The following is a 24,960-nucleotide window of genomic DNA, read 5'->3' as shown; positions in this document are numbered from 1 at the left end:
GGGGGTACTCCTAGGGGATTGGGAATGAAGTGTGAAGATCAGGCCTGGAGCGTCGCGTTGATCCGGCCAATGACCGGCAGGGCAGCGGCGAGGGCGGCGCGGTCATCGTCCGAGAGGGACGAGAGGAGGCCGGCCATGACGGCGTTGCGGCGCTCATTGGCGGAGGCGACGGCGGCGAGGCCGGCTTCCGTCAGGGTCACCCGTACGGCGCGGGAGTCCTCGGGATCCGGTTCCCGGCGGGCGAGGCCAGCGCGCTCGAGCTTGATGATCTGCTCGGTGGCGCTGGGTACCTTGACGCCGAGATTCCGGGCGATTTCGCCCACGCGCACGCCGCCGGGGGAAGTACTGCCGGCCGCGGCCGGCCCGGTGTCGATCAGCATCTTGAGCGTGCTGAGCTGGGCGGCGCTGAGTTCGCCGTCTGCGTCGAGGCGGCGGACGAGGTAGATGCTGTGGCGGAGRGCCTCGCGGAARTCCYSGGCGAGGGCGAGSAGGCCGGGGTCAACCGGATCATTGGCGCTCATAGTTAGGTAGCCTAACAGTTAGGCTACCTAATGGTCAAGGGCACGGGTTGCCCTCTCACTCTTGGTTGCCAAAACCGGCAAATGGCAGCCCTAGCTGATAGCGCAACGGGGGTGACGGTGGGCGCTCCTCTGCGGGGGGGCTTAAATACGCCGACGCCGGAACTCCTGTGAGTTCCGGCGTCGGCCCAGCTAGGGCGTTGATCAGACCACCGTTTTGGCTTCCTCAACGAGGGAGGCGACGGCGGCGAAGAGCGGATGGTCCGGCGCCAGGCCGGTGATCTTCTCCGTGGCCTGGTCCGGCGTGGACGCGGAGAGGATTTTCGCCAGCTCCACGGCCTCCGCGTCCGCCGGATCATTGAAGCGCAGGGCCGCGGCAATCGCCCCGAGCAGCGCCTCGGGGACAATACCGCGTTCGGCCAGCTCGGCAGCGGGACCGATGAAACGCTCGTTCCGGCTGAGCTTGCGCAGCGGGGCGCGTCCCACCCGGGTGACGGTGTCCGGCAGGTGCGGGTTGGAGAAGCGGCCCAGGATCTTCTCCACGTACGCCTCCTGATCCCCGCGGTTGAAGCCGTGCTTGGMCACCAGGAGTTCCTTGGTYTCGTCCAGKACGGMGCGCACGTCSGCGGCRACGTCCTGGTCGGCCATGGCCTCGGAAATCTTGCCGAGGCCTGCCTCGAAACCGAAGTACGCCGCGGCAGCGTGGCCGGTGTTGACGGTGAACAGCTTCCGTTCGATGTACGGCCCCAGATCGTCCACGAAGGTCGCGCCCGGGATCACCGGCTCCTTCCCGGCGAACGGGGTACGGTCGATCACCCACTCATAGAACGTCTCCACGGTGACATCCAGGCCCTGGCCGGGCTCCTGGTTGGGCACAATCCGGTCCACGGCCGTATTGGCGAACACGGCGGCGGCGTCCAGGGATCCGGCGGCCGGATCCCACTGGGCGGCCACCTCGGCCTTCAGGATGTCGGTCGCGTTGATCGCGTTCTCGCACGCCATCACCTGCAGCGGCGCCAGCCCGGCGGCGCGGGCGGCGATCCCCTTGGCGATCAGGGGCGCCACGAACTTCAGGATGTGCGGCCCGACGGCGGTGGTCACGATGTCCGCCGTCGCGATCTCCGTGACGACGGCGGCTTCCTGCGTGCCGGAGTTCAGCGCACGGAAGTTCTCGACAGTGCGGACGGCGGGGTGGTCGCCCACCTCGTGGACCTGGTAGCTGTCCGCCGCGGCCAGCTGGGTGATGAGGGCGTCTGCGACGTCGGCGAACACCACCTCATACCCGGCGTCGTGCAGCAGGAGCCCCACGAAGCCGCGGCCGATGTTTCCGGCTCCGAAATGCACGGCCTTCACTAGGAGTTGACCTTTCCGAACAGGGCCAGGACTTCGTCGACGGTGGTGGCCGCCTCGAGCTGGGCCACCTGCGCCTTGTTGGTGAAGACCTTGGCGATCGAGGACAGGATGTGGAGGTGCTCGTTGTTGACGCCGGCCACGCCGACCACGAACTTCACTTCCTTGCCGTTCCAGTCGATGCCGTTGGGGTAGCGGATCACGGACACCGCGGACTTCATGATGTGGTCCTTCGCGGCGTTGGTGCCGTGCGGGATGGCCAGGAAGCTGCCCATGTATGTGGAGACGGATTCCTCGCGTTCGTGCATGGCGTCCACGTAGCCGGAGTCGACGGCGCCGCGGTCCAGTAGGAGCTGCCCGGCCTCGTCGATCGCGGCGTCGCGCGTGGTGGCGGTGCCGTTGAGGACGACGCTTTCGGCCACCAGGATGCCTGCAGGGCCTTCCTCGGCGTCCTCGGGAGCCTCGGCAGAGGCCTCCGGGGTGCCGACGGCGGTTGCACCGGCGGCGGCGCCCGCCGCGGCCGGGGCCGCTGCAGCGTCCGTGCCGTCTGCCTCCGTGTTGCTGGCCTTGACCAGCTCCACGATCTCGTCATAGCGCGGGCTGTTCATGAAGTTGTCGACGGAGACATGCACGGCGCTGGCCGTGGCGGGCTTGGCCCGCTCGGTCAGGTCCTGGTGGGTGATGACGACGTCGTAGGTGTCGCTGAGGTTGGCGATTGCGGAGTTGGTGACCTTGACCTCCGGGAAGCCGGCGGCCTTGATCTTGTTGCGGAGCACGGAGGCGCCCATCGCGCTGGAACCCATACCGGCGTCGCACGCAAAGACGATGTTCGTGATCGGGGTCGCGAGGACGGCGACGCCGCTGGCGCCCACGCCCTCACCGAGCAGGGCCGCGGAAACCGAGCTCTTCTTGCCCTTCAGGGCCTCCATCTTGTGGGTGGCCTGGTCCAGGTCATCTTCCGCGGGCGCCTTGCTGGCCTTCAGGATCACCGATCCAATCAGGAAGGACACCGTGGTGGCGAACAGCACGGAGAGCGTCACGCCGACGTAGCTGTCGCGTGCGGTGGAGGCGTAGACCGCGATGATGCTGCCCGGGGCCGCGGGGGACCGGAGTCCGGCGCCGGTGACCACCAGGGTGAAGATGCCGGTCATGCCGCCGCCGATTGCCGCGAAGATCATCATCGGCTTCATCAGGACGTACGGGAAGTAGATCTCGTGGATGCCGCCGACGAACTGGATCACAGCCGCGCCCGGAGCGGACGCCTTGGCCAGGCCCTTGCCGAAGAACGAGTAGGCGAGCAGGATGCCGAAGCCGGGGCCGGGGTTGGCTTCGAGCAGGAACAGGATGGACTTGCCCTGCTCGAGCGCTTGCTGCGTGCCCAGGGGGGTGAGGATGCCGTGGTTGACGGCGTTGTTCAGGAACAGGACTTTGGCGGGCTCGATGAAGATGCTGGTAAAGGGCAGCAGGCCGTTCGCGACCAGGAATTCGACGACGGCGCTGGCACCGTTGCTGAAGGCCTTCACCACGGGACCGACTATCAGCATGCCGACAACTGCCATGATGGCGGCCAGGATGCCGGCCGAGAAGTTGTCGATCAGCATCTCGAAGCCGGGCTTGACGCGGCCTTCCCAGATCTTGTCCGCTTTCATCATGAGCCAGGCCGTGAGCGGGCCCAGGATCATGGCGCCGATGAACATGGGGATGTCCGTACCGACAATCACGCCCATGGTGGCCACCGCGCCGACCACGCCGCCGCGAACGCCGTAGACCATGCGGCCGCCGGTGTAGCCGATCAGCAGCGGGAGCAGGTACGTGATCATCGGACCGACCAGCTTGCCGAGCTCCGAGTTGGGGAAGAAGCCCGCCGGGATGAAGAGCGCTGTGATGAAGCCCCAGGCGATGAAGGCGCCGATGTTGGGCATGATCATGCCGGACAGGAACGTCCCGAACTTCTGGACGTGTACCCGCGCGCTGGTGCGTGGTTTCGCAACTGTCTCTGTTGCCATGTGAATTCCTAACCGTCGTTCCCGCTGCTTTGCAGGATGGTCCGATAATTTCGCCGAGCTAGCTGGTGGAGCTGTTGGAGATCCGGTGGAGCCATTCGAGGAAGAGCTTCAGTTCCGAGCTGGAAAGCTGGTCCGAGTGGGACGCCTGGAGTGCTGCGTTCAATGCGATGGCCGCCACAACCACTGAGGATTTTCCGTTGTCGACAGAACCGTTGTCCCGGGCCTGCTCGGTGGAAACCGCAAAGATCATGGCGTCGCGGGTCATGGTGGAGAGCTCGAGGTTCCGCTCTGGCACCTTTTCCGCGATCAGCATGAGGGTCACGCCCACGTTGGCCGCCAGGATGGACCTGGCTGCCTCCCTGGGCGGGACGTTGAGCTGCCCGGAGACAGCCGCCTTGTTCAGCATCTCCTCCATGAGGGCCTCGGCATCGGCGACGATCGCCGGCCGGCTCTCAGGGCGGATATTGCCAAACATGACGAGATACAGTTCGGGCTGTTTCAGCCCGAACTGGACATGGTTGTCCCACATCCTCCGGATGTCCTCCAGCGGTTGGCCAGAGGGCGCGAAGTCACGTTCGCCCGCGACATATTCGTCAAAACCTGCTGCGACGACGGCGTCGAACAGCCCTTCCTTGTCACCAAAGTGGTGGTAGAGGGTCGGTGCGGTAACACCGGCCAGCTGTGTGATCTGGCGGGTCGAGACTGCGGATCCGCCCGAGTTGGCCAGCAGCTCGGCGGCTGCGCGCAGCAGCCGGGCCTTGGGTGGTAGCTGGCCATCGATACTCATAACCGCTACCCTAGCACCTATAGCAACGCTATATGAACTGCATCACATACAATTTTTCCAGGTGCCGTGACCAGCCCGCTGACGCAGCAGTCGGCCGCGGTCAGCAATGACCAGCACGGTCATTGGCGGCGCCTGGCTTACCGGCTTACTGGCCACTGGCCTACGACAGAGAATGAGGACCTTCAGTGCAGAACTTCCCAGGAGTAGGCGTCAGCCCCGGCCGCATCATCGGCACCATCCGGCAGATGCCCAAACCGATCAGCGAACCGCCCGCCGGAGAGCAGCTTCCCACCGGCGTCACGGCGGAGGAGGCGACGGCGGCACTGAAGGCCGCCGCGAAGTCCGTCCACGACGAACTCAAGGGCCGTTCCGAGACCGTCACCGGCGACGGCAAGGCCGTCCTGGAGGCCACGGCGCTCATGGCCACCGACACCATGCTGCTCAAGTCCGCCGCCAAACTGATCGGCCGCGGCACCTCCGGGCAGCGGGCGATCTGGGAGGCCGGCGCCTCTGTCTCCGAAATGCTGCACAACCTSGGCGGCTACATGGCCGAACGTGCCACGGACGTCCTGGATGTCCGGGCCCGGATCGTCGCGGAACTGCGTGGGGTTCCGGCGCCGGGCATCCCCGTGTCCGCCACCCCGTTCATCCTCATCGCCGAGGACCTAGCCCCGGCCGACACCGCCACCCTGGATCCGGAAAAGGTCCTTGCCCTGGTCACCGCCGGCGGCGGCCCGCAGTCCCACACGGCCATCATCGCCCGCTCGCTCGGCCTGCCCGCCGTAGTGGCCGCTGCCGGAGTGGACGAGCTCGCTGACGGCACCGAGGTGTACGTGGACGGAGCGGCCGGCCTCATCACCGCTGAACCTGACGAATCCCAGCGCGCGGCCGCAGCCCACTGGGCCGCCACGGCGTCACTGCTGGCCGCCTTTGACGGGACGGGCACGACGGCGGACGGCCACCTCGTTCCACTGCTCGCCAACGTCGGCGGCGCCAAGGACGCCGTCAAGGCGGCCGGCCTGAACGCCCAGGGCGTGGGGCTGTTCCGGACCGAGTTCTGTTTCCTGGAGCGGGACACCGAGCCCACCGTGGAGGAACAGGCCGCCGCGTACCAGGGCGTTTTTGACGCCTTCCCGGGCAAGAAGGTGGTGCTCCGCACGCTCGATGCCGGTGCGGACAAGCCGCTGCCGTTCCTGACCGACGCCACCGAGCCCAACCCGGCCCTCGGCGTCCGCGGGTACCGGACTGACTTCACCACGCCCGGCGTCCTGGAGCGCCAGCTGCAGGCGATCGCCCAGGCCGAGAAGGCATCCGAGGCCGACGTCTGGGTGATGGCACCGATGATTTCCACCGCCGAGGAAGCGGCCCGTTTCGCGTCGCTGTGCGCCGCGGCAGGGATCAAGACCCCCGGCGTCATGGTGGAGGTCCCCTCGGCCGCGCTGACGGCAGAGTCCATCCTCCGCGAAGTCGGCTTCGCCAGCCTGGGCACCAACGACCTCACCCAGTACGCCATGGCCGCCGACCGCCAGCTCGGCCCGCTGGCCGCCCTGAACACCCCTTGGCAGCCGGCCGTGCTGCGGCTCGTGCGCCTGACAGTGGAAGGTTCAGCGGCCGAGGGCCACAACAAGCCGGTGGGTGTGTGCGGCGAGGCTGCGGCTGATCCGGCCCTCGCCGTCGTCCTCACCGGGCTTGGTGTCACCACACTGTCCATGACGGCGCGATCCATCGCGGCCGTCGCCGCCGTGCTGAAGACCGTCACCCTGGCCGAAGCGCAGGAGCTGGCCAAGCTGGCCCTCTCGGCGCCGAGCGCTACGGATGCCCGGGCCTGGGTCCGGGCAAAGCTGCCGGTCCTGGAGGATCTGGGGCTGTAGCCGCCGCTAGGATGCACTCATGGCACTGATAGCTCCCCGGGTGACGGCCGGCCTCCCGGCCGAGGACGCGCAGAAACTCAAGTACGCCCTCGACGGCGGCGATGACATCACGGTGTTCGTTGACGGCACCGTCCACCGGCTGCCGCCGGCGGCGAGGGACGCCGTCGTCGACCTGCTGGGCCGCTTCAGCCGCGGCGAGGCAGTTACCGTCAGCAGCGTCGAGGAGATGCTGACGACGTCCCGGGCCGCGGAGCTTGCGGGGATCTCGCACACGTACCTGCGGAATATGACCGATCGCGGCGAGATTCCGGTCGAGTACCGGGGAACGCACCGGCGGATCCGGCTGGCCGACATCATGGCCTGGCTCGAAACGCAGAAGAAGAACGGTTCGGGCGCCGGGTCGCCGGGCAGCCAGACCGACGGCGGCGCAAATGACTAGCGACCTAAATGACTAGCGACCTAAATGACTAGTGACCAGTTGCTTCATGACGCAGTGATAAGGATCAAGCAACGATCCCTCCCTTGCGCGGAAACACTGATATGCCGCGGGTTAAGCTTGGTTTGTGGGTAAATTCAGAGGGTGGCACATCATGGCAGGCATCGCCGCGATGCTCCTCGCCGGCATCCTCGGAACTGCCATGGGCCTGAACAATACCGCCACCTATTTGGCCAGCGGCGTCGCTTTCGTTGCGGTGTCATTGTGGGTGGACAGCCGGATTTCTCGGCACCGCGACGCCGTCCGCCGGGCCGCCCCCGACACCGCCGCCGAGGCCGGCGCGGGACTGTCCCTCGACACCGACTCCCCCAAGCGCGAGGGCTGAACCCTAAATCCGGGGCCGGCCCGCCCAGCGCCGTGCCTTGAGCGCGGCATGCAGTTCCAGCCGCACCATTCCCTTCAGCGGGTCCACGCCCAGCAGCTGGCGGATCCGGCCGAGCCGGTTGTAGATGCTGCTCCTGTGCAGGTGCAGTTTGGCGGCGACCTCCTGGACCGAACCGTCGTTGTCATAGAACAGCTCCAACACGGGCAGCAGCTCGTGGTTGCGGTCGTGGTCCTCGAGGATGCGGAAGTACACGGATCCCGCGTCTGCCCAGGCTCCCGCCCCGCCGCCGGCCGAGGCCAGGAGCTGGTACACGCCGGTGGAGTGGCAGTCGACCAGTTCGCCCAGCTGCGGATCCACGGCCGCGGCCTGCGCTGCCCGCCGTGACTGCCGGTAGGCCTCGGCGAGTTCCCGCGGCCTGGCAAATCCCTCACTGGTGCCCAGGATGATCCGCCGGACAGTCCGCCCGGAGCGTTTGGCCAGTTCGAGCTGGTAATGGACCAGCACCTGGGCATGGTCCGCACGTCCCGTGGATTCCTTGAAGAGCACCACCGCATGCGTTTCAGTGCCAGCGCTGAAGAGTGCGGCGTCCACGCCGATGGTGGCCTGCAGCGCGGCGGAGCGGTGAATGAGCGTGTCGGCGATGGGGTCCGAGCCTCCGGCCCAGCCGTCCGCGTCCAGGACGGTCACCAGCTGCCAGGGCCCCTTGCCCTGGACCTCTTTCCAGCCCGCCACGGCCGCCACAGCGTTGGCCTCGCCGGCGCAGGCGGCCAGGAATTCCTGTTCGCGGCGGCGGCGGAACTCGGACTCGGCCGTATTGGAATCCAGCAGCAGGAAGGAGAGCTGCTCCAGGTCCGGGGCCACGTCCTGCAGCTGGGCGAGGACGGTCGCGGCGCTTGGCTCCTCGGCGTCGAGCTGGACCCACAGGTACCCCACCCTGAAGCCCCGCACCAGCAGGGGCACGCACACGCGGCCCAGCATGCCAAGATCCGCATTGGCCGGCACGACGACCGGCCGGACCGCCGTCGCAATCCCGTGGGAGAGCTGCCAGGCGATGACGTCCACGGGGACCCGCTTGCTGAGCAGGAAGTTCACCCGGACGCGGTCCGCATGCGACTGGTTGGAGCTGTAGGCCAGGAGCAGGCCGTCGAGGTCCTCGAGGGAGAGTCCGCGGCCCAGCCGTTGCGCCACCTGCTCCACGAGCTGCTCCACGTCCTGCTGCTGCATCCTGCCAGACTACTGCCCCGGCCCGCCGCACTGCGAATACATCCGGCGACGGACACCAGCCGACACCTGACGCCCGCTCAATCGACAGATGTCTACCCCCGGATTTGAAAAACCCCGGAATCATGCGGCAGCCGCGCAGCACCCGCCGGCGGCTCCTGTCGCGTGCCTCACAGCGGGATTTATTCTGGAAGTACGAAATCCCCCGCTCATCCAGGCCCACGAGGCCTTCACTACTGGAGCCAACAAATGATCATCGGTGTACCCAAAGAGATCAAGAACAACGAATTCCGCGTCGCCATCACAGCAGCCGGCGTCCACGAATTCCGCACGCACGGCCACGTGGTCCTCGTCGAGCGCGGCGCGGGCCTGGGCTCGGGCATCACGGACGAGGAATACGCGATCGCCGGCGCCGAGATCGTCGCCGAAGCCGACGACGTCTGGGGCCGCGCCGACATGGTGATGAAGGTCAAGGAGCCGGTCAAGGCCGAATACCACCGCTTCCGCAAGGGCCTGATCCTCTTCACCTACCTGCACCTGGCCGCCGAGCCGGAACTGACCCAGGAACTGATCAACTCCGGCGTCACCGCCATCGCGTACGAGACCGTCCAGGAAGGCCGGTCCCTGCCGCTGCTGGCCCCGATGTCCGAGGTTGCCGGCCGGCTCTCCGTGCAGGTGGGCGCCACCTCACTGATGGCCCCGGCTGGCGGCAAGGGTGTGCTGCTCGGCGGCGTCCCGGGCGTCCGCCCGGCCAAGGTTGTTGTCCTGGGCGCCGGTGTCGCCGGCACCAACGCCGCCGCCATGGCCCTGGGCCTGGGCGCGGACGTCACCATCCTGGACATCAACATCAACCGCCTCCGCGAACTGGACGCCCAGTACCAGGGCCGCCTGAAGACGGTCGCGTCCAACAACTACGAGATCGAGAAGTCCGTGGTCGACGCCGACCTCGTCATCGGTTCAGTCCTCATCCCCGGCGCCAAGGCCCCGAAGCTGGTCACCAACGAGCTCGTGTCCCGGATGAAGCCTGGCTCCGTGCTGGTGGACATCGCCGTGGACCAGGGCGGCTGCTTCGAGGACACCCACCCCACCACGCACCAGGAACCGACGTACAAGGTCCACAACACGATCTTCTACTGCGTCGCCAACATGCCCGGTGCCGTCCCGAACACCTCCACGTACGCGCTGACCAACGTCACCCTGCGCTACGCCGTGTCCCTGGCGAACCTGGGCGTCAAGGCCGCGTTCGAGCGTGACGCGGCCCTGGCCTCCGGCCTGAACATCGCCGGCGGCAAGGTTGCCCACCGCTCGGTCTCCGAGGCGCACAACCTGCCCCTCGTCTCCGACTGGCACGAACTGGTCTCCGCGTAACCCCTGCGGAGTTAGCATCGGCTGCTCCGTAACCGCCCTTTTGGACCCCCAGAACGGCAGTTACGGAGCAGCCGATTGCTGTTTAAGCCCCGCTAGGCGCGTTCGGCCAGTTCCCGGGCCTGCTCGATCAGGCGCAGGACCTCCACCGGGCCCGCGGGATCGACCGGGACTGGCAGCCCCGAGACGGCGCCGCCTTCGGCGATCTTTGCGGCCAGGATCCGGTAAAACTCCGGGTAGGCGCCGCGCTCGGTAGGCAGCCGGTCCAGGTGCCCGTCGCGTCCCAGCAGCCCGGCCCACTCCGGATCCTCGACACCGTAATCGGCGTCCAGCGGGCTTCCGCCGGCCACGATGTAGGGCTCCTGCGGGTCCACTCCGTGCTTGGTGAAGCCGCCCTCGCTGCCCAGGATCCGGTACCGCGGCCCCTGCTGGGCGCACAGCATGTTCATCCACAGGTGGCTGATAACCCCGGAGCTGTGCTGCAGGGCCACAAAAACGTCGTCGTCAGCGTGGGCTCCGGGGCGCCGGGCTGCCAGTTCCGCGTGCGTGACCGTGGCCGGGCCAAAGAGCTGTACTGCCTGGTCCAGCAGGTGGGTGCCGAGGTCAAACAGCACGCCGCCGCCGTCGTCCGCCGTGGCAGCGGCCTTCCATGCCTTGGGGACGTCCGGCGACCACCGCTCAAAGCGGGACTCGAAGCGGGCCGCGGTGCCGAAGACGCCGCTGTCCAGCAGTCCGCGGACCGTGAGGTAATCGCCGTCCCAGCGCCGGTTCTGGAACACGGTGAGCACCCGGCCCAGGCGCGCGGCGAGGTCAATGAGTTCCTGCCCCTCGGCGCTGCGGACGGCGAACGGCTTGTCCACCACGACGTCGAGCCCGGCTTCCAGGGCCGCTTTGGCGAGCGGATAGTGCGTGGCGGGCGGGGTGCCGAGCACCAGCAGGTCCAGTTCGCCGGCGAGCTCCAGGAGGTCCGCCGGGGTGTCGAGGATCCGGGCCGCCGGGTGGCTTTGCGTGGCGGCAGCCTGCCTGCCGGCGTCGGAGGTGGAGATGGCGCGCAGCGAATAGGCGGGGTTTGCGGCGATGAACGGTGCGTGGAAGACGCTGCCGGAGAGGCCGAATCCGGCGACGGCGGTGCGGATGGGCCCACTTGTTTGGTCGGTCGCTGAATCGTTGCTCATGGTGCCTAGGCTACCGCCGTGTTGGTCGGACCCGGCGGGTTGGTTAAGCAGCCGGCCTGCTATGCGACGAGCCTGTTAAGCGACAACCCTGTTAAGCGAACGTGGCCGGCGCCGCCCGGATGCTTCCGGTGGCGCCGGCCGCGGCCGTGCTGCTGCTATTGCTTGAGGTTTGTCAGTGCTAGCTCTTCTGCCAGCCGACGACACTCCAGTCCGGAGTCTGGAACAGGGCGGCGCCGTAGTTGGCCAGGCCCGTGCGGGCGAAGTAGATCTGCGGGCCGTTCATGATGACGCCCATGGAGAAGTACTTCTCCATGTGCTTCTTCTCGACGTCCATGGCGGCCTTGTTGCGCTGGGCGTCGTCCTGGATGGAGGCGAGGTCCTTGATGGCCTTGTCCAGGTCGGCATCGCCGAGTTCGTTCTCGTTGGTCTTGGAGTCGTAGTACTGCTTGACGGCGGCGGTGGCGTCGGCGCCGACGGAGTAGCCGCTGATGGTGAGCTGGAAGTCGCGGCTGCCCACCACCTTGCCGAAGTCGGCGTCGCCGCGCTGGTCAATGCCGACCTCCATGCCGGCGGCCTGCAGCTGCTTCTGCAGCGTCTGCACCGTGGCGAGGGCGGTGGGGTCGTCACCGAAGTTGGTGATCTTGAACGACGCCGGAACGCCGTCCTTTTCCATGATGCCCTTGGCGTTGGCCGTGTAGCCGGCCTCGGTCAGGACCTTCTTGGCGGCGTCGGCGCCGGTTTCCTTGACCGGGTAGTTGTCCTGGTAGTACTTCGAGAACGGCATCAGCATCATGGAGCCGGAGCTGTTCTCCTCCCAGTTCAGGCCGCCGAAGCGGACGGCGCGGATGGCCGGACGGTCGACGGCGGTGAAGATCGCCTTGCGGACTGCGACGTCGGTGAGCGGCGCCTTCAGTGCGTTGAGGTTCAGTCCGCCGGCGAAGAGGCGCTGGCCGCGGCGGACCTCGGCGTTCTTGGTGCCTTCAAGCTGCTTGTACTTGGTCAGCGTGCGGCCGTCGGCCATGTCGACCTCGCCGTTCTTGAAGGCGGCGATCTCGGCGCTTGCCTCCAGCTGGCGGAAGATCACCTTGTCCAGGACAGGCTTCGCTCCCCACCACTTGTCGTTGGGAACAAGGGAGACGGTCTTCGCGGCAGAGTCGTACTTGTCGACCTTGAACGGGCCGGCCATCCACTCGGGGTGCATTTCGCCGGTGAAGCCGGTGTTGAAGAGCTCCGGGGTGTTGACGGCCTGCGGGATGAAGCCGCCGAAGATGTCGCTGAGGGGGTACACCGGCTGGGTGGTGGTCACAACGACTTCCTTGTCGCTGCTGCCGGCCTTGACGGAGTCGATGAACTCGTACGCGCCGGACGAGACGATGTCGATGTCCTTGTTCTGGCCATTGAGCATCTTCCACGTGTTCTCGAACGTGGAGGCGTTGATCGGAGTGCCGTCGTTGTAGGCGGCCTTCGGGTTGATCTTGATCGTGATGGTCTGCTTGCCGTCTTTGACCTCGCTCTTGAAGTCTTCGCAGAAGTTTTTGTTGAGGCTGGCGGTGCCGTCGAAGTCCAGCTTCCAGCAGCCCACGTAGCCGGCCTCGTCTATCGGGTAGTGCAGCTCGGTGTTGTCCGCCGAGTTGCCCGCGTTGGAGAAGCCGTTGAAGTCCGGTCCGATGTTGCCCAGGGGCAGCGTCACCGTGCCGCCCTGCTTCAGGTCTCCGGCCGTCTTGGCGTTGACGCTGACCAGCTTGCTGAGATCGCCCGAGGCATCCTGTGCCTTGGCGCTCTCCGCGGTAGTGGAGGCGCCTCCGCTGCCGCAGGCAGTCAGAGCGAGTGCGGCCACGACGGCGGTGATGCCGCCGATCTTGGTCCGATTCTTCATTGTGATCCCCTTCATTTTTTTCGTGCGAGTGTGATGCATGGGAGTCTCTGGCGGACTGGTGGTCCGGGTGCAGCGTGCAGTTCTGCTGTTGGTGTGGGCTGCTGTTGGCGCGACTCAGGTGGTCTCGTGGACAACCAGCATGTCCGCGTCCAGTTCGCCGTCCGGGTAGAAACAGGCGAACCGCTGGTCGGTGGCGGCCGGTTCCAGGGCAGGCTCCAGGGTCAGGCACTTCTCCTGCCTGGCCGGCGGCAGGGCCGCGAACACGGGACAGCGGGTGGCGAAATTGCAGCCAGCCGGCGCCTCCAGGGGCGAGGGCAGGTCGCCCTGGAGGATGATCCGTTCGCGGGTGCGCTCCAGCTCCGGATCCGGTACCGGGATCGCCGAGAGCAGGGCGCGGGTATAGGGGTGGCGGGGGTTGTCGAAGACGGCGTCGACGTCTCCGATCTCCACGATCTTGCCCAGATACATGACGGCAACGCGGTTGGAGATATGCCGGACCACGGAGAGGTCATGCGCCACCATGAGGTAGCTCAGGCCGAGTTCGGCGCGGAGCTTGTCCAGGAGGTTGATGACACCGGCCTGCACTGACACGTCGAGGGCGGAGACGGGTTCGTCCAGGACAACCAGACKGGGGTTCACGGCGAGGGCCCGGGCTATGCCGATGCGCTGGCGCTGGCCGCCGGAGAACTGGTTGGGGAACCTGTTGACGTGGTCCGCCTGCAGGCCCACCAGCTCCATGAGCTCCATGATCCGTTTCCGGATGGCCGGCTTGGGCATGCCCAGGTTTTCCATCGGCTCGGCCAGGACCTCGTAGACGGTGAAGCGCGGATCCAGTGCCCCGGTGGGGTCCTGGAAGACCATCTGCAATTCCCTGCGCATGGCGCCCTTGGCTTTGGCGTCGGCGGCCTGCTTGTTGCTCAGCCCGCCAATGACAACCTCGCCGTCCTGGTCCTTGTGGAATTCCATGATTTCCAGCAGCGTGGTGGTCTTTCCGCAGCCGGACTCCCCCACGATCGAGAAGCACTCCCCCTCGCGGATATCGAAGCTCAGCCCGTCCACGGCTTTCACAGTGCCGATCCTGCGCTTGAGCAGGGCGCCTTTCAGGAGCGGGAAGTGCTTCCTGACGTCACGGAGTTCCAGGACGGTTCTGCGCTCGTGCCGGGGAAGCGAGTCAAAGCGGGATACCGGAACGGCCGGGACGGCAAAAACCGTCTGGACGTCGACGTCGGCGAGGGCCTCGGTCTTGATGCATGCAGCGCTGTGTCCCGCGCCGGGTGCCACGGCCCGAAGGTCCGGTTCCCCGTCGAGGCAGTCCTCGCCGGCGAGCGGGCAGCGGGGCGCGAACGAGCAGCCTGTGGGCGGCTGGGTCAGATTCGGGGGGATGCCCTCGATTGGCACCAGGGAGGTCTTTTCCGCGATGTCCACGCGCGGGACCGCGCCCAGCAGGCCCATGGTGTACGGCATCCGCGGGTTGTAGTAAATCTCGTCCACGCTGCCGGTCTCCACCGGTTTGCCGGCGTACATCACCATGATGTCGTCAGCGATGCCGGCGACCACGCCGAGGTCGTGCGTGATCATGACGACGGCGGCGCCGGTCTCCTCCTGCGCGGCGTGGAGTACCTCGAGGACCTGCGCCTGGATGGTGACGTCGAGCGCCGTCGTCGGCTCATCGGCGATGAGGACCCGCGGGTTGTTGGCGATGGCGATGGCGATCATGACGCGCTGTCGCATGCCGCCGGAGAATTCGTGCGGGAAGGCCTTGAGCCGGTCCTTCGGGCTGGGGATGCCGACCAGGCCCAGGAGTTCGACGGCGCGGGCCTCCTTGGCCTGCTTGCTCATGGCCGGGTTGTGGACGGTGAGGGCCTCGATAATCTGGGTGCCGACCGTGTAGACGGGGGTCAGGGAGGACAGCGGATCCTGGAACACCATTGCGAGGTCGTTGCCGCGGTGGGCGCACATGGCCTTGTCGCTGAGCCCCAGCAGTTCCTTGCCGTTGAGCCGGACCGAGCCGCTGATTTCCGCCGTCGGGGGCAGCAGGCCCATGATCGCCATGGACGTGACCGATTTGCCGGAGCCGGACTCGCCCACGATTCCGAGGGTCTTGCCGGGCAATACGTCGAAGTCGATGCCGCGGACCGCGTGCACCACGCCGTTTTCGGTATTGAAGCGGACATTGAGGTCACGGACGGAGAGGACCGCGTCGGTGGGGGCGTGCAGCCCGACGGCGCGGAGGCGCCCGGCGGTGCCCTGGGCGGCGTTCCAGGCGGTGGTGGTCTGGGCGGTGGTGTTGCTGGTCATTTGGTCTTCTTCTGTGTTTTGCCAGTGCTGGCGTTGCCCCGCTTGGCGCGGCCCACGGAGCTGGAGCTGGGGTCGAACGCGTCGCGGAGGCCGTCGTTCATCATGGCGAGCGAGCCGGTCAGCAGGAACATCACGGTCAGGGGGGCCCAGAACATCCACGGGAACGTGGAGACCTGCGAAGTGGACTGGCCGATCAGCACGCCCAGGCTCACGTCAGGAACTTTGATGCCAATGCCGATGAAGGAGAAGGCGACCTCGGCGAGGATGGCGCCGGTGACACCCCGGGTGACTTCCAGGACCAGCAGGGAACCGATGTTGGGGACCAGGTGCCGCCAGACGATCCGGCGCGGCGGGACGCCCATGTACTGCGCGGCCTTGACGAAATCGCGCTGCATGAGGGACATCGAAAGCGACCGGATGAGGCGCGCGGTGCCCATCCAGCTGAAGACCAGCAGGACGATGATGAGCAGCATCCAGCTCGGGACGGTGTTCTTCAGGCCGTTGGCGCCGCCGCTCGTGGCCACCGCGACCACCAGCAGGGCCGGCATCATGATCAGGGCTTCGAGGATAAACAGCATGACCTTGTCCACCCTGCGGCCGAAGTAGGCCATGGTGCAGCCGTAGACGGCGGCGACCAGCACCGAGACTACGCCGACGACGACGCCGATCAGGATGGAGACGCGGGTGCCCTCGACGGTGAGGGCGTAGAGGTCGATCCCGGCCTGGGAGGTGCCCAGCAGGTGGTCGGCGGAGGGCGGCATGCCGATGTTGAAGGGGTCGATGGTTTCCTTGTCCCAGCTGCCCAGGAACCCGCCGATGAAGGAGAAAAGGGTCAGGGCCAGGAAAATGATGAGGCCGGCGACGGCGGTCCGGTTGCGCAGGAAGCGCCGCCGGATGATCCGCGACTTGCCGATGACGACGTCGTCGTTTTCGATCTTTCCTTCGTCGAGGACGGCGGCCGGGTCAATCGTGTTGAGGTTGGTCATGGTTACTGCACCCGCACTCTCGGGTCGACGAGCGTGGTGGCGAAGTCGGCGAGGATCGCCCCGATCGCGAAGATGACTGAGCCGTAGGCGAGGGTGGCGGTGGCCGCGTTGACGTCCTGCAGCCCGATCGAGTCGATGGACCAGGACCCGACGCCGTGCCAGGCGAAGATCTTTTCCGCGAAGAAGCCGCCGGCGAAGATGGCGGGGATGGTGAACGCGATGCTTTGCGCCACGGGTATGAAGGACACCCGCAGTGCGTGGCGGCTGATGGCCTGGTTGCGGGTCAGGCCCTTGGCCCGTGCGGTCCGGACGAAGTCGGCGTTGACGTTGTCCAGCAGGTACTGGCGCTGGGCGATCTGGTACGCGCCCCAGCCCACCACGGTGATGGCGAACGTGGGGACGGCGTAGTGGGCGAGCATGTCGACGAACTGGGCCCAGCCGTCGCCGTCGAGGCCCGGCGTGGAGATGCCGGTGACAAAGAAGACGCGCTCCCCGACCGTTTCGTTGATGTTGATGGCGCCGAGCTGCACCAGGAAGTAGGCGATGGGTGCGGGGACGATGTACATCAGGTAGCTGTACGAGGTGATGGCGCGGTCCGAGGCCTTGTACTGGCGGGCGGCGGTGTAGACGCCGAGGGCGACGCCGATCACCAGGGTCAGGATGATCGAGGCCAGGAACAGCCGGGTGGAGATCCAGACCCGGTCGCCGAACTCGGCGTTGATGAACGCGCCGTTGGGGCTCCGGCCCCAGTCCCAGCGGGTCACGATGCCCGTGAGCCAGTCAACGTAGCGCTCCCATGGGCTCAGGGTGGGGTCCAGGCCCTTGAGCCGGAAGGAGTTGACTACCTGTTCAGGGGTGGGCTTCGGAATCCGCTCCTGTTCGAGCAGAGCCGGCTGCAGCGTGCTCACCGCCAGGAGGTAGCCTGCGCTGGTGGTCAAAAAGATCATGAAGACATACGTGATGGCCCGTTTGGCGAGGTATCGAAGCATGAATCGGTTAGTCCCGAATCGCCGTTGCCCGAGTGGATCCGGGCGTCGGGGCGGCGGCCTGACGAGCCCGCCTGCCTGCCGGGATGAGAAGACAATTCACAACTTCGGTCCTTCCGCTCTCCCCATCCGGCAGCGGGTTCCGCCGCCGGTTTGGGATCATGGGCCAGCTGGTTTCCGGCCGCCCGCCAGCCTTGCGGCTAAGTCCTTGTGGGCTATGCGGCGGGTCACATTCCAGAGGAAGCTATCACATATGCCCCTTCGCGCCGCGGTCCTTGCCGCCGCGACACGGCGGCTCCACAACCAGATTGTTATGGATAACTCCGGGGAATGGACTTTGCCGCGTGAAAGCCGCGGCGCCGCGCTCTCCTAGCGTCCGCCCACGATCCGGGTGACGAGCTCGCGCCAGTTTTCCGTGAGCCGCTCGGGCGTAATTGCGTGCACGCCGACGGAATGGAGCAGGAATTCCGGCTCCAGGGCGGCGCCGAGGGCCGACGCCATGAGCCACGGGTCCGCCGTCACGCCGGCTTCGCGCAGCAGCATCTCCAGGTGCCGGTGCCAGAGGACCGCCGGGGGCACGTCGAACCTGTTGTACGCCGAGGCATCCGCTGCCCGGGCCAGCTCCCCGAACTCCAGGGTCCAGGCGATGCGGGCGGCACCGACGGCGATCAACCGCTCCAGGGGCGGCGCACCGGGACCCACCGGAGGCGGACCGAACATGAACCGGCCCTGGAATTCGGCCTCCGCGTCACTCAGGAGCGCCACCATCAATCCCGCACGGCTGCCGAACCGCCGGAAAACGGTCCCCTTCCCAACGCCGGCACGCTGCGCCAGCCGGTCCATGGTGAGGGCCTCGACGCTGGATTCCTCAACGATTTCCCGGGCTGCGCAGAGCAGGAGCTCCCTGTTGCGCACCGCGTCGCGGCGCCCGGATTCCGCGGCGGGCGGGACGGCGCGCCCACCACCGGGCTGGGCGCCGGGACGGATCGGGATGAGGCTCACACCGCTGATTCTAGCGCCTCGGAATATAACCGGACCGCAGTCCGTTTAGCATGGATGAAGGCCCCCCAAGCCTCCACGATCCGCCAGCCGCCGGAATCATCCAGCGGCGTGATGCACAGGAGTACACATGTCCAAGAAGACCATCCTCACCCTCGTCGGCAGCCTTCGCGCCGGCTCCACCAACCTGCAGCTGGCCGAGGCCATCCAGCTCAACGCCCCCGAACAGGTGGACGTGGTCATTCACGAGAGCCTGGGCAACATCCCGTTCTACAACGAGGACATCGACGTCGAAGGCCAGGTTCCCGCAGCGGCCGCCGCCCTGCGCGCCGCCGCCAACGACGCCGACACCATCCTGCTGGTCACCCCGGAGCACAACGGCACCGTCCCGGCATCGCTCAAGAACGCCATCGACTGGCTGTCCCGCCCGTTCGGCGCCGGCGCCCTGTCCGGCAAGCCCACCGCAGTTGTCGGGACCGCCTTTGGCCAGTTCGGCGGCGTGTGGGCCCAGGACGAGGCCCGCAAGGCCGTCGGCATCGCCGGCGCCCAGGTTCTTGAAGACGTCAAGCTGGCAGTTCCCGGCTCGATGGTCCGCTTCGCCGAGGTCCACCCGAAGGACGACGCCGAAGTTGTCGAGCAGATCAAGGGCGTGTTCGACGCGCTGGCCGAGGCCCGCACCGCCGAAGCCGCGTAAGCTCTCCGCACTTAGCGACACCGCACTCCCTTCACCACAGATGGCCCCCGGCAGCACGCAGCTGCCGGGGGCCTTTCGGATTCCGGCCATCTCGGATTCCAGCCACCCCTGGGCATGAGCCCGGACGCACGGCATGGGCCAAAACCCTCCCCCAAAAACAATCGTTTCCCCCCGGACAACAAGGGTAGTATCCTTGGGACTGTGACCCACGAAACACTTGATGCCGCCGCAGCAGTACTTCCGGCCGAGGCCATTGACGCAATCGAACGTGCGGCTACGTCCGCCCACCGCCACGAGATCCTGTTCTCGGAGCGCGCAGCAAATATCAAGCAGTCGGCAGTCCGGGACGTTTTCGACATCTCGATGCGCCCCGGCCTCGTTTCCCTCGCCGGCGGAAGCCCCTACCTGCAGTCCCTGCCCCTGGATCGCCTTGGCCAGACGGCCGCGAAGATCATCGCCGAACAGGGCATGACGGCCCTGCAGTATGGCAGCGGCCAGGGCACCGAAGAACTCCGTGCCCAGATCTGCGAGGTCATGGCAGCAGAAGGAATCCTGGACGCCGACCCCGCGAACATCGTGATCACGGCCGGCTCGCAGTCCGCACAGGATGTGGCCACCAAGGTCTTCTGCAACCCGGGAGACGTGGTCCTCGTGGAGGATCCTACCTATGTGGGCGCCCTCAACACGTTCGAGGCCTACCAGGTGGAAGTCCAGGCCGTGCCGATGGACGACGACGGCATCATCCCGGATCTCCTCGAGGCCAAGATCGCCTCCCTGCAGACCGCCGGGCGGAACATCAAGTTCCTCTACACGATCCCCAGCTTCAACAACCCGTCCGGGATCACCCTGTCCGCGGAACGCCGGCAGTCGGTGGTCGATATATGCCGGCGATCGAATATTTTGGTCCTGGAGGACAACCCGTACGGCCTGCTGCGCTTCGACGGCAAGCCGCTGACGCCCCTGCGGGCAGCCAATCCGGATGACGTCATCTACATGGGGTCCTTTTCGAAGATCTTCGCCCCGGGCCTGCGGATCGGCTGGGCCCTCGTTCCGGCCCACCTGCAACGCCGCTACTACCTGGCGTCGGAAGCCGTCACCCTGTGCCCGCCGACGCTGAACCAGATGCTGGTGTCGGCCTATCTGCGCGACTATGACTGGCTCGGCCAGATCGAGACTTACCGCGGGCTCTACAAGGAACGCTGCGAGGCAATGCTTGCCGCCCTGGCCGAGTTCATGCCGGACGGACTGAGCTGGACGCACCCGGACGGCGGCTTCTTCGTGTGGGTCACCCTGCCCGAGGGCGTGGACACGTACCCGTTGCTGAAAAAGGCGATCGACGCCGGCGTCGTCTTCATCCCGGGAGCGGCCTTCACTTCCTCGGACGACACGTCGAACAAGATCCGGCTGGCGTTCAGCGCGGTGCCGCCGGAATCGATCCGCGAGGGCGTCCGCCGGCTCGCGCCGGTCCTGCGGGAAGCAGTGGCTGCACTGTAACGTCAAGGCAGCAACGTCAAAGCAGCAAGGCGAAAGCAGCAACGTCAAACTTGGCGCGCCAGGACCGGTAGCGTGTAGACCGGCCGGGCTCATTGAACGGCATTACTCATCGACAGAGGGAGCGGTCCATGACCGGAATTATCGTTGTCGGCGTCGACGGCAGTGAGACTGCCCTGCGGGCGGCGCACACTGCGCGCGACCTCGCAGTGTCCGTGGGGGCGACACTTCACGTGGTCAGCGCCTTTGACAGCGACAGGACCGAGGTCTTCGGCAGCGGCAGTGACCAGTGGATCGTTTCTGACGCGGGCAACGCCGAGAAGGTCGCGCGGACGGTGGCGGACAGCCTGCGCCGCCCGGACACCAATGTCACCTACGCCGCCGCGCGGGGCAAGCCGGCCGAGGCCCTGATCCGCGAAGCCGAACGGACCAGTGCCCGGATGATCGTGGTCGGCAACCGCCGTATGTCCGGGATCGGCCGCGTCCTGGGGAGCGTTGCGAACAGCGTGGCCCACAACGCCCCCTGCGACGTCTACATCGCCAAGACCGACGTCGGCTAGGGCGCTACTGCTTCTCTGGCACCGCTCGATTCTCTGGCGCCGCGGCCGGCTCTGCCGTCTTGAGCATCCGCCGCAGGATTTTTCCTGAGGCGGACTTGGGCACCGCCTCGATGAACTCCACGCGGCGGATCTTCTTGAACGGCGCCACCTTGGCCGCCACGAAGGCCATGACACTCTCCAGGTCCAGGGCGTCGCCCTCCGCGCCGGGCTGGCGCACGACGAACGCCTTGGGCACTTCCTGGCCGTCGGCGTCGAGGAATCCGATCACCGCCGAGTCGGCAATCCCGGGGTGGGTCAGGAGCAGCGCCTCAAGTTCCGCCGGGGCAATCTGGTAGCCGTTGTACTTGATCAGTTCCTTGAGCCGGTCCACGATCGTCACAACGCCGTCCGCCCGCACCGTGGCGATGTCCCCGGTGTGCAGGAAGCCGTCCGCGTCCAGGGTGTCCGCGGTTTCCTGCGGCCGGTTCAGGTAGCCGAGCATCACGTTCGGCCCGCGGCACAACAGGTGCCCCGGCGCGCTGGATCCTTCCGCGGGCACGTCGATGTCCTCGCCGGTGGCCGGGTCCACCAGGCGGCACTGCATGTTCGGCACGGTGTACCCGACGGAGCTGACGGGCACGTCACGGCTGTCGCGCGGAATGAGGTGCGACACCGGGCTCATCTCCGTCATGCCATAGCCCTGCAGCACCCGGCAGCCGAGGCGTTCGGCCAGTCGGCTGCCCAGCTCGCCGTCCAGCGGCGCGGCGCCGGAGAGGGTGGTGTGAACCGAGCCAAGGTCGTACTCGGCAACCAGCGGGTGCTTGGACAGCGCCACGGCCACGGGGGGTGCGATGAACAGGTAGCTGCACCGGTGGTCCTGGATGATCCGCAGGAACTCGGGCAGATCGAACCTGGGCATCGTGACGAGCCTGGCCCGCTGGCGCAGTGCAAGGTTCAGCAGAACGGTCAGCCCGTAGATGTGGAAAAACGGGAGCAGCGCCAGCAGCCGGTCCTCGGGGCCGACGTCCAGCAGCCCCCTGGCCTGTTCCACGTTGGCGACCAGGTTTCGGTGGCTGAGCATGACGCCCTTTGGCCGTCCCGTGGTGCCGGAGGAGTAGGGCAGCACGGCCACATGCGTGGCGGGATCGAACGAGACGTTGGGCGCCGGGGCGCCTGCGGCGAGCAGGTCGGCCAGCGCGGGGTGGCCGTCCGCGCCGTCGAGCACCACGAGCCGCGACGCCGGGATCCCCGTCCTTTCGGCGGCCTCCAGGGCGGCGGGCAGCAGCGCCGAGATCGTGAAGAGCCAGTCCGCGCCGGCGTCGGTCAGCTGGTTGGCGATCTCGTCCGCCGTGTACAGCGAATTGATGGTGGTGACCGTGGCGCCCGCCCGCAGCAGGCCGTGGAAGACGGTGGCAAAGGCGGGGATGTTGGGGCACAGGATGGCCGCCACGCCGTTCACGCCGAGGCCCTGGGCGGCCACGGCACCGGCGAGGGCGTCGATCTGCCCGCGGAGCGAACGGTAGGTGGTTTCCGCACCGCTGGCGCCGTCGACGACGGCGACCCGGTTCAGGTCCTCCTCCGCAAGGGCGCCGAAGAGGTAGTCGTAAATGCTGAGATTGGGAACATCGACGTCGGGGTACGGGCTTGAAAACACGCAACATCTCCTTTGATCCGCGTCCGCCCGGGCTGTCGGCGGCTGGTGCCACTCTAGTGGCGGCGTGTCCCTTCGGGACAGGATGGCGCGGTTCTGCCGTGACTGTGTCCGGACTTGATGAGGATCACCCGGTCCCGTGGGCAGCCTCACCGCCGATCAGCCTCCCGGGCCGGGGCGGATCGGTAAAATGGGAAGTGCCCTGCGATGGTGCGGACATCCAAGAGCCCCACCTATCAAGGGAGCCCAATGCTCACTCTTCAGCGCCGCCAACTGGTTGGCCACGACATCCTGCTGGCCCGTCACGGCAACCACATCAGTGCCATGCGCGTGGACCGCGGTGCCGGGCGCGTTGTGGCGTTCCTCGATGACGGTTCAACCGACAGTGCCCCCAACCTGATTGCGCCGGGCCTGCGCATGCCCGACACCGTGCGCAGCGTGCTCCGCGAGGACTGGAGATTCCTCACCGGGATCAGCGCGTGCAGCCTGGGGCTCGGGGGCCTGATGTTTGCCGCCTCGGCGGCCCTGGCCAGCATGAGCGGCGATCCCGCGATGGCCCAGGTGCTGGCCGCCTACTCGGGAACCTGAGCCGCGCCGGCCATTCGGCCTGATCAGCCGCGGTCTGACACACCCCGCCTGACGCACCCCGCCTGACAAAGACTCCGCCTGACAAAGACAGAACCCCGCCGCTGACTCGTTCAGCGGCGGGGTTCTGTCGTTTCGTGGCTGGCTTGCCGGGTGGCCCGGCTGTTTAGTCCAGCAGAAGTGCAGGCTCTTCCAGGATGGCGGCGACGTCGGCCATGAAGCGTGCCGAGAGGTCTCCGTCCACCACGCGGTGGTCGAAGGAGCCGCCGAGGGTGGTGATCCAGCGCGGGATGACTTCACCGTCCAGGACCCAGGGCTTTTGCTTGATGGTGCCGAACGCCACAATCGCGACTTCGCCGGGGTTGATGATCGGGGTGCCTGTGTCGATCCCGAGGGCGCCGATGTTGGTCACGGTGAGCGTGCCGCCCCGCATCTGGGCGGGCTGGGTCTTGCCGGCGCGCGCCGTGGTGGCGAGCTCGTTCAGGGCCAGGGCCAGCTGCTTGAGCGAGAGGTCCTGGGCGTTCTTGATGTTGGGCACCATCAGGCCGCGGGGCGTGGCGGCGGCGATGCCCAGGTTCATGAAGTGCTTGACGTGGATCTCCGCGGAATCGCTGCCGTCCGGGTTGTCCACCCAGGTCGCGTTGACGCTCGGGTTCCGGGCCGCGGCCCAGATGACTGCCTTGGCCAGGATCAGCAGCGGGGAGACCCTGATGCCCTCGAAGTCGCGGGAGGCCTTCAGGCGCTTGACGAATTCCATGGTGCGGCTGGCGTCGACGTCCACGAAGATGCTGACGTGCGGGGCCGAGAACGCCGATTCCACCATGGCTTTCGCGGTGGCCTTGCGGACTCCCTTGACCGGGATCCGTTCGATCCGCTGGTCCTGCGGCCGGCCGGACTTGCCCCAGAACGAGTCCGCCTGGTCCACCTCGGCGTCGCGCTGGGCCTGGTAGCTCACCAGGTCCTCGCGGGTCACTTCCCCGCGGGCGCCAGTGGGTACGACGTCGGCCAGGTTGATCCCGAGGTCCCGGGCGATCTTGCGGACCGGCGGCTTGGCCAGCACCTTGCCGACCAGGCCGCTGATGGCACCGCCTAACGTGGGGCGCGCGTCAAAGGAGTCGGCGGTGCCGGCGGCCGGGACGGCAGTCTCGCCCGCGGTCTTGGCAACGGTCTCAGCAGTGGTCTCAGCAGCGGTTTTGGCAGTGGCCGCGGCAGGGGCGGCGCCGGGGTTTGCCGGGGCGGACGGGGCTTCCTGGCCCTGCGCCGCGGGGGCTGAGATCCGCCGCCGGCGCTTGACGGCGTCGGCCTTGGGGCCGGATCCCACCAGCGGACCGGCGGCCGGGCGGCCGGCTGCTTCGCCGGCGTCGGACGGGTCGGCCGGCAAGGTTCCGTACATGGGTGCCGTGACAGCGGGGGCAGGAGTGGCCGGGGCTTCGGAGGCCTGAGCGGCCAGTGCCTGAGCTACGGCTGCCGGGGCTTCGGAGGCCGGAGCTTCGACGGCGTCGCTCACGCTGATGATCGGCGTGCCGACGTCCACCGTGACTCCCTCGGGAACCAGCAGTTCGGTGACGGTTCCCGCGAATGGTGAGGGCAGTTCCACCAGGGACTTGGCCGTCTCGATCTCGCACAGGACGTCGTTGATGGCCACGGTGTCGCCGGCCTTGACCTTCCAAGCGACGATTTCGGCCTCCGTCAGCCCTTCGCCGACGTCGGGAAGGTTGAACTTATTGAGCGTCATGGGTCC

The 24,960-nt window shown here is 67.2% G+C and carries 21 protein-coding genes; 8 read left to right on the top strand and 13 right to left on the bottom strand.

All coding sequences use genetic code 11. The features are described 5' to 3' along the window. Positions 1 to 38: 38 nt before the first annotated feature. The 4 genes from AC1DEY_RS07745 to AC1DEY_RS07730 all read right to left on the bottom strand — a co-directional run bounded on the left by AC1DEY_RS07745 (position 39) and on the right by AC1DEY_RS07730 (position 4,661). Positions 39 to 521: a MarR family winged helix-turn-helix transcriptional regulator gene (locus AC1DEY_RS07745; protein ID WP_476867447.1), complete on the bottom strand. Its 483-nt coding sequence runs from the start codon at positions 519 to 521 to the stop codon at positions 39 to 41. Between the two features lie 201 nt (positions 522 to 722). After that, on the bottom strand, positions 723 to 1,871 hold the full coding sequence (locus AC1DEY_RS07740; RefSeq protein WP_476867446.1) for a mannitol-1-phosphate 5-dehydrogenase: 1,149 nt from the start codon (positions 1,869 to 1,871) through the stop codon (positions 723 to 725). Then, on the bottom strand, positions 1,871 to 3,874 hold the full coding sequence (locus AC1DEY_RS07735) for a PTS mannitol transporter subunit IICBA (protein WP_476867445.1): 2,004 nt from the start codon (positions 3,872 to 3,874) through the stop codon (positions 1,871 to 1,873). The genes AC1DEY_RS07740 and AC1DEY_RS07735 overlap by 1 nt, the downstream gene beginning before the upstream one ends. Positions 3,875 to 3,932: 58 nt before the next feature. Continuing rightward, entirely contained in the window at positions 3,933 to 4,661 is a 729-nt protein-coding gene (locus tag AC1DEY_RS07730) for a TetR/AcrR family transcriptional regulator (RefSeq protein WP_476867444.1), read from the bottom strand. Positions 4,662 to 4,846: 185 nt separating this feature from the next. On the opposite strand from AC1DEY_RS07730, the gene ptsP reads away from it, so the two are divergent. The 3 genes from ptsP to AC1DEY_RS07715 all read left to right on the top strand — a co-directional run bounded on the left by ptsP (position 4,847) and on the right by AC1DEY_RS07715 (position 7,353). Next, positions 4,847 to 6,532 carry a phosphoenolpyruvate--protein phosphotransferase gene (ptsP, locus tag AC1DEY_RS07725; RefSeq protein ID WP_476867443.1) on the top strand — a complete coding sequence of 562 codons (1,686 nt, stop codon included), beginning with the start codon at positions 4,847 to 4,849 and terminating at the stop codon, positions 6,530 to 6,532. 19 nt (positions 6,533 to 6,551) lie between these two features. Next, positions 6,552 to 6,971, top strand: coding sequence for a helix-turn-helix domain-containing protein (locus AC1DEY_RS07720; RefSeq protein WP_476867442.1), 420 nt, complete (start codon positions 6,552 to 6,554; stop codon positions 6,969 to 6,971). Between the two features lie 124 nt (positions 6,972 to 7,095). Next, a complete protein-coding gene (locus AC1DEY_RS07715) occupies positions 7,096 to 7,353 on the top strand; it encodes a hypothetical protein (protein WP_476867441.1) in 258 nt (85 codons plus the stop codon). Positions 7,354 to 7,356: 3 nt separating this feature from the next. Here AC1DEY_RS07715 and AC1DEY_RS07710 read toward each other — a convergent pair whose 3' ends face one another. Beyond that, complete coding sequence (locus AC1DEY_RS07710; RefSeq protein ID WP_476867440.1) at positions 7,357 to 8,577, bottom strand: PucR family transcriptional regulator; 1,221 nt, start codon at positions 8,575 to 8,577, stop codon at positions 7,357 to 7,359. Positions 8,578 to 8,823: 246 nt separating this feature from the next. Between AC1DEY_RS07710 and ald the strand changes: the two genes are divergently transcribed. Continuing rightward, positions 8,824 to 9,942 carry an alanine dehydrogenase gene (gene ald, locus AC1DEY_RS07705; protein WP_476867439.1) on the top strand — a complete coding sequence of 373 codons (1,119 nt, stop codon included), beginning with the start codon at positions 8,824 to 8,826 and terminating at the stop codon, positions 9,940 to 9,942. 92 nt (positions 9,943 to 10,034) lie between these two features. Here ald and AC1DEY_RS07700 read toward each other — a convergent pair whose 3' ends face one another. The 6 genes from AC1DEY_RS07700 to AC1DEY_RS07675 all read right to left on the bottom strand — a co-directional run bounded on the left by AC1DEY_RS07700 (position 10,035) and on the right by AC1DEY_RS07675 (position 18,262). Next, positions 10,035 to 11,114, bottom strand: coding sequence for a Gfo/Idh/MocA family protein (locus AC1DEY_RS07700; protein ID WP_476867438.1), 1,080 nt, complete (start codon positions 11,112 to 11,114; stop codon positions 10,035 to 10,037). Positions 11,115 to 11,292: 178 nt separating this feature from the next. Next, positions 11,293 to 12,990: an ABC transporter family substrate-binding protein gene (locus tag AC1DEY_RS07695; protein ID WP_476867437.1), complete on the bottom strand. Its 1,698-nt coding sequence runs from the start codon at positions 12,988 to 12,990 to the stop codon at positions 11,293 to 11,295. Positions 12,991 to 13,104: 114 nt separating this feature from the next. Further along, positions 13,105 to 15,288 (bottom strand): dipeptide ABC transporter ATP-binding protein, encoded by a 2,184-nt coding sequence (locus AC1DEY_RS07690; RefSeq protein ID WP_476867436.1) that lies wholly within the window; start codon positions 15,286 to 15,288, stop codon positions 13,105 to 13,107. Continuing rightward, on the bottom strand, positions 15,285 to 16,274 hold the full coding sequence (locus AC1DEY_RS07685) for an ABC transporter permease (RefSeq protein ID WP_476867435.1): 990 nt from the start codon (positions 16,272 to 16,274) through the stop codon (positions 15,285 to 15,287). Before AC1DEY_RS07685 ends, AC1DEY_RS07690 begins: the two co-directional genes overlap by 4 nt. A 2-nt stretch (positions 16,275 to 16,276) precedes the next feature. After that, the gene (locus tag AC1DEY_RS07680; protein ID WP_476867434.1) at positions 16,277 to 17,263 is read right to left on the bottom strand and encodes an ABC transporter permease; all 987 of its coding nucleotides are present in this window, start codon (positions 17,261 to 17,263) and stop codon (positions 16,277 to 16,279) included. A gap of 366 nt (positions 17,264 to 17,629) precedes the next feature. After that, on the bottom strand, positions 17,630 to 18,262 hold the full coding sequence (locus AC1DEY_RS07675; protein ID WP_476867433.1) for a TetR/AcrR family transcriptional regulator: 633 nt from the start codon (positions 18,260 to 18,262) through the stop codon (positions 17,630 to 17,632). Positions 18,263 to 18,389: 127 nt separating this feature from the next. On the opposite strand from AC1DEY_RS07675, the gene AC1DEY_RS07670 reads away from it, so the two are divergent. The 3 genes from AC1DEY_RS07670 to AC1DEY_RS07660 all read left to right on the top strand — a co-directional run bounded on the left by AC1DEY_RS07670 (position 18,390) and on the right by AC1DEY_RS07660 (position 21,004). Further along, entirely contained in the window at positions 18,390 to 18,953 is a 564-nt protein-coding gene (locus tag AC1DEY_RS07670) for an NAD(P)H-dependent oxidoreductase (protein ID WP_441411168.1), read from the top strand. A gap of 201 nt (positions 18,954 to 19,154) precedes the next feature. Continuing rightward, positions 19,155 to 20,447, top strand: a complete 1,293-nt coding sequence (locus tag AC1DEY_RS07665; RefSeq protein WP_476867432.1) for an aminotransferase-like domain-containing protein — start codon at positions 19,155 to 19,157, stop codon at positions 20,445 to 20,447. A gap of 128 nt (positions 20,448 to 20,575) precedes the next feature. Beyond that, positions 20,576 to 21,004, top strand: a complete 429-nt coding sequence (locus AC1DEY_RS07660) for a universal stress protein (protein WP_441411170.1) — start codon at positions 20,576 to 20,578, stop codon at positions 21,002 to 21,004. A 4-nt stretch (positions 21,005 to 21,008) separates the two neighbouring features. Here the strand turns inward: AC1DEY_RS07660 and AC1DEY_RS07655 are convergent, their stop codons facing one another. Further along, positions 21,009 to 22,637, bottom strand: coding sequence for an AMP-binding protein (locus AC1DEY_RS07655; protein ID WP_476867431.1), 1,629 nt, complete (start codon positions 22,635 to 22,637; stop codon positions 21,009 to 21,011). A 246-nt stretch (positions 22,638 to 22,883) separates the two neighbouring features. On the opposite strand from AC1DEY_RS07655, the gene AC1DEY_RS07650 reads away from it, so the two are divergent. Then, the gene (locus tag AC1DEY_RS07650; RefSeq protein ID WP_441411172.1) at positions 22,884 to 23,222 is read left to right on the top strand and encodes a hypothetical protein; all 339 of its coding nucleotides are present in this window, start codon (positions 22,884 to 22,886) and stop codon (positions 23,220 to 23,222) included. 163 nt (positions 23,223 to 23,385) lie between these two features. On the opposite strand, the gene AC1DEY_RS07645 is transcribed toward AC1DEY_RS07650, so the two are convergent. After that, positions 23,386 to 24,954, bottom strand: coding sequence for a dihydrolipoamide acetyltransferase family protein (locus AC1DEY_RS07645; RefSeq protein WP_476867430.1), 1,569 nt, complete (start codon positions 24,952 to 24,954; stop codon positions 23,386 to 23,388). Positions 24,955 to 24,960 lie beyond the last annotated feature (6 nt).

The sequence above is a fragment of the Arthrobacter sp. 05T47 genome (genome assembly GCF_056395825.1).
The sequence above is the reverse complement of the archived record's forward strand: the minus strand, read 5'-3'. Positions and strand labels throughout refer to the sequence as shown.

Excerpts from the sequence above, each read along its gene's own strand:
- AC1DEY_RS07735 (WP_476867445.1), bottom strand. The coding sequence starts at position 3,874 with ATGGCAACAGAGACAGTTGCGAAACCACGCACCAGCGCGCGGGTACAC.
- AC1DEY_RS07730 (WP_476867444.1), bottom strand. The coding sequence starts at position 4,661 with ATGAGTATCGATGGCCAGCTACCACCCAAGGCCCGGCTGCTGCGCGCA.
- AC1DEY_RS07720 (WP_476867442.1), top strand. The coding sequence starts at position 6,552 with ATGGCACTGATAGCTCCCCGGGTGACGGCCGGCCTCCCGGCCGAGGAC.
- AC1DEY_RS07710 (WP_476867440.1), bottom strand. The coding sequence starts at position 8,577 with ATGCAGCAGCAGGACGTGGAGCAGCTCGTGGAGCAGGTGGCGCAACGG.
- ald (WP_476867439.1), top strand. The coding sequence starts at position 8,824 with ATGATCATCGGTGTACCCAAAGAGATCAAGAACAACGAATTCCGCGTC.
- AC1DEY_RS07700 (WP_476867438.1), bottom strand. The coding sequence starts at position 11,114 with ATGAGCAACGATTCAGCGACCGACCAAACAAGTGGGCCCATCCGCACC.
- AC1DEY_RS07695 (WP_476867437.1), bottom strand. The coding sequence starts at position 12,990 with ATGAAGAATCGGACCAAGATCGGCGGCATCACCGCCGTCGTGGCCGCA.
- AC1DEY_RS07685 (WP_476867435.1), bottom strand. The coding sequence starts at position 16,274 with ATGACCAACCTCAACACGATTGACCCGGCCGCCGTCCTCGACGAAGGA.
- AC1DEY_RS07680 (WP_476867434.1), bottom strand. The coding sequence starts at position 17,263 with ATGCTTCGATACCTCGCCAAACGGGCCATCACGTATGTCTTCATGATC.
- AC1DEY_RS07670 (WP_441411168.1), top strand. The coding sequence starts at position 18,390 with ATGTCCAAGAAGACCATCCTCACCCTCGTCGGCAGCCTTCGCGCCGGC.
- AC1DEY_RS07660 (WP_441411170.1), top strand. The coding sequence starts at position 20,576 with ATGACCGGAATTATCGTTGTCGGCGTCGACGGCAGTGAGACTGCCCTG.
- AC1DEY_RS07650 (WP_441411172.1), top strand. The coding sequence starts at position 22,884 with ATGCTCACTCTTCAGCGCCGCCAACTGGTTGGCCACGACATCCTGCTG.
- AC1DEY_RS07645 (WP_476867430.1), bottom strand. The coding sequence starts at position 24,954 with ATGACGCTCAATAAGTTCAACCTTCCCGACGTCGGCGAAGGGCTGACG.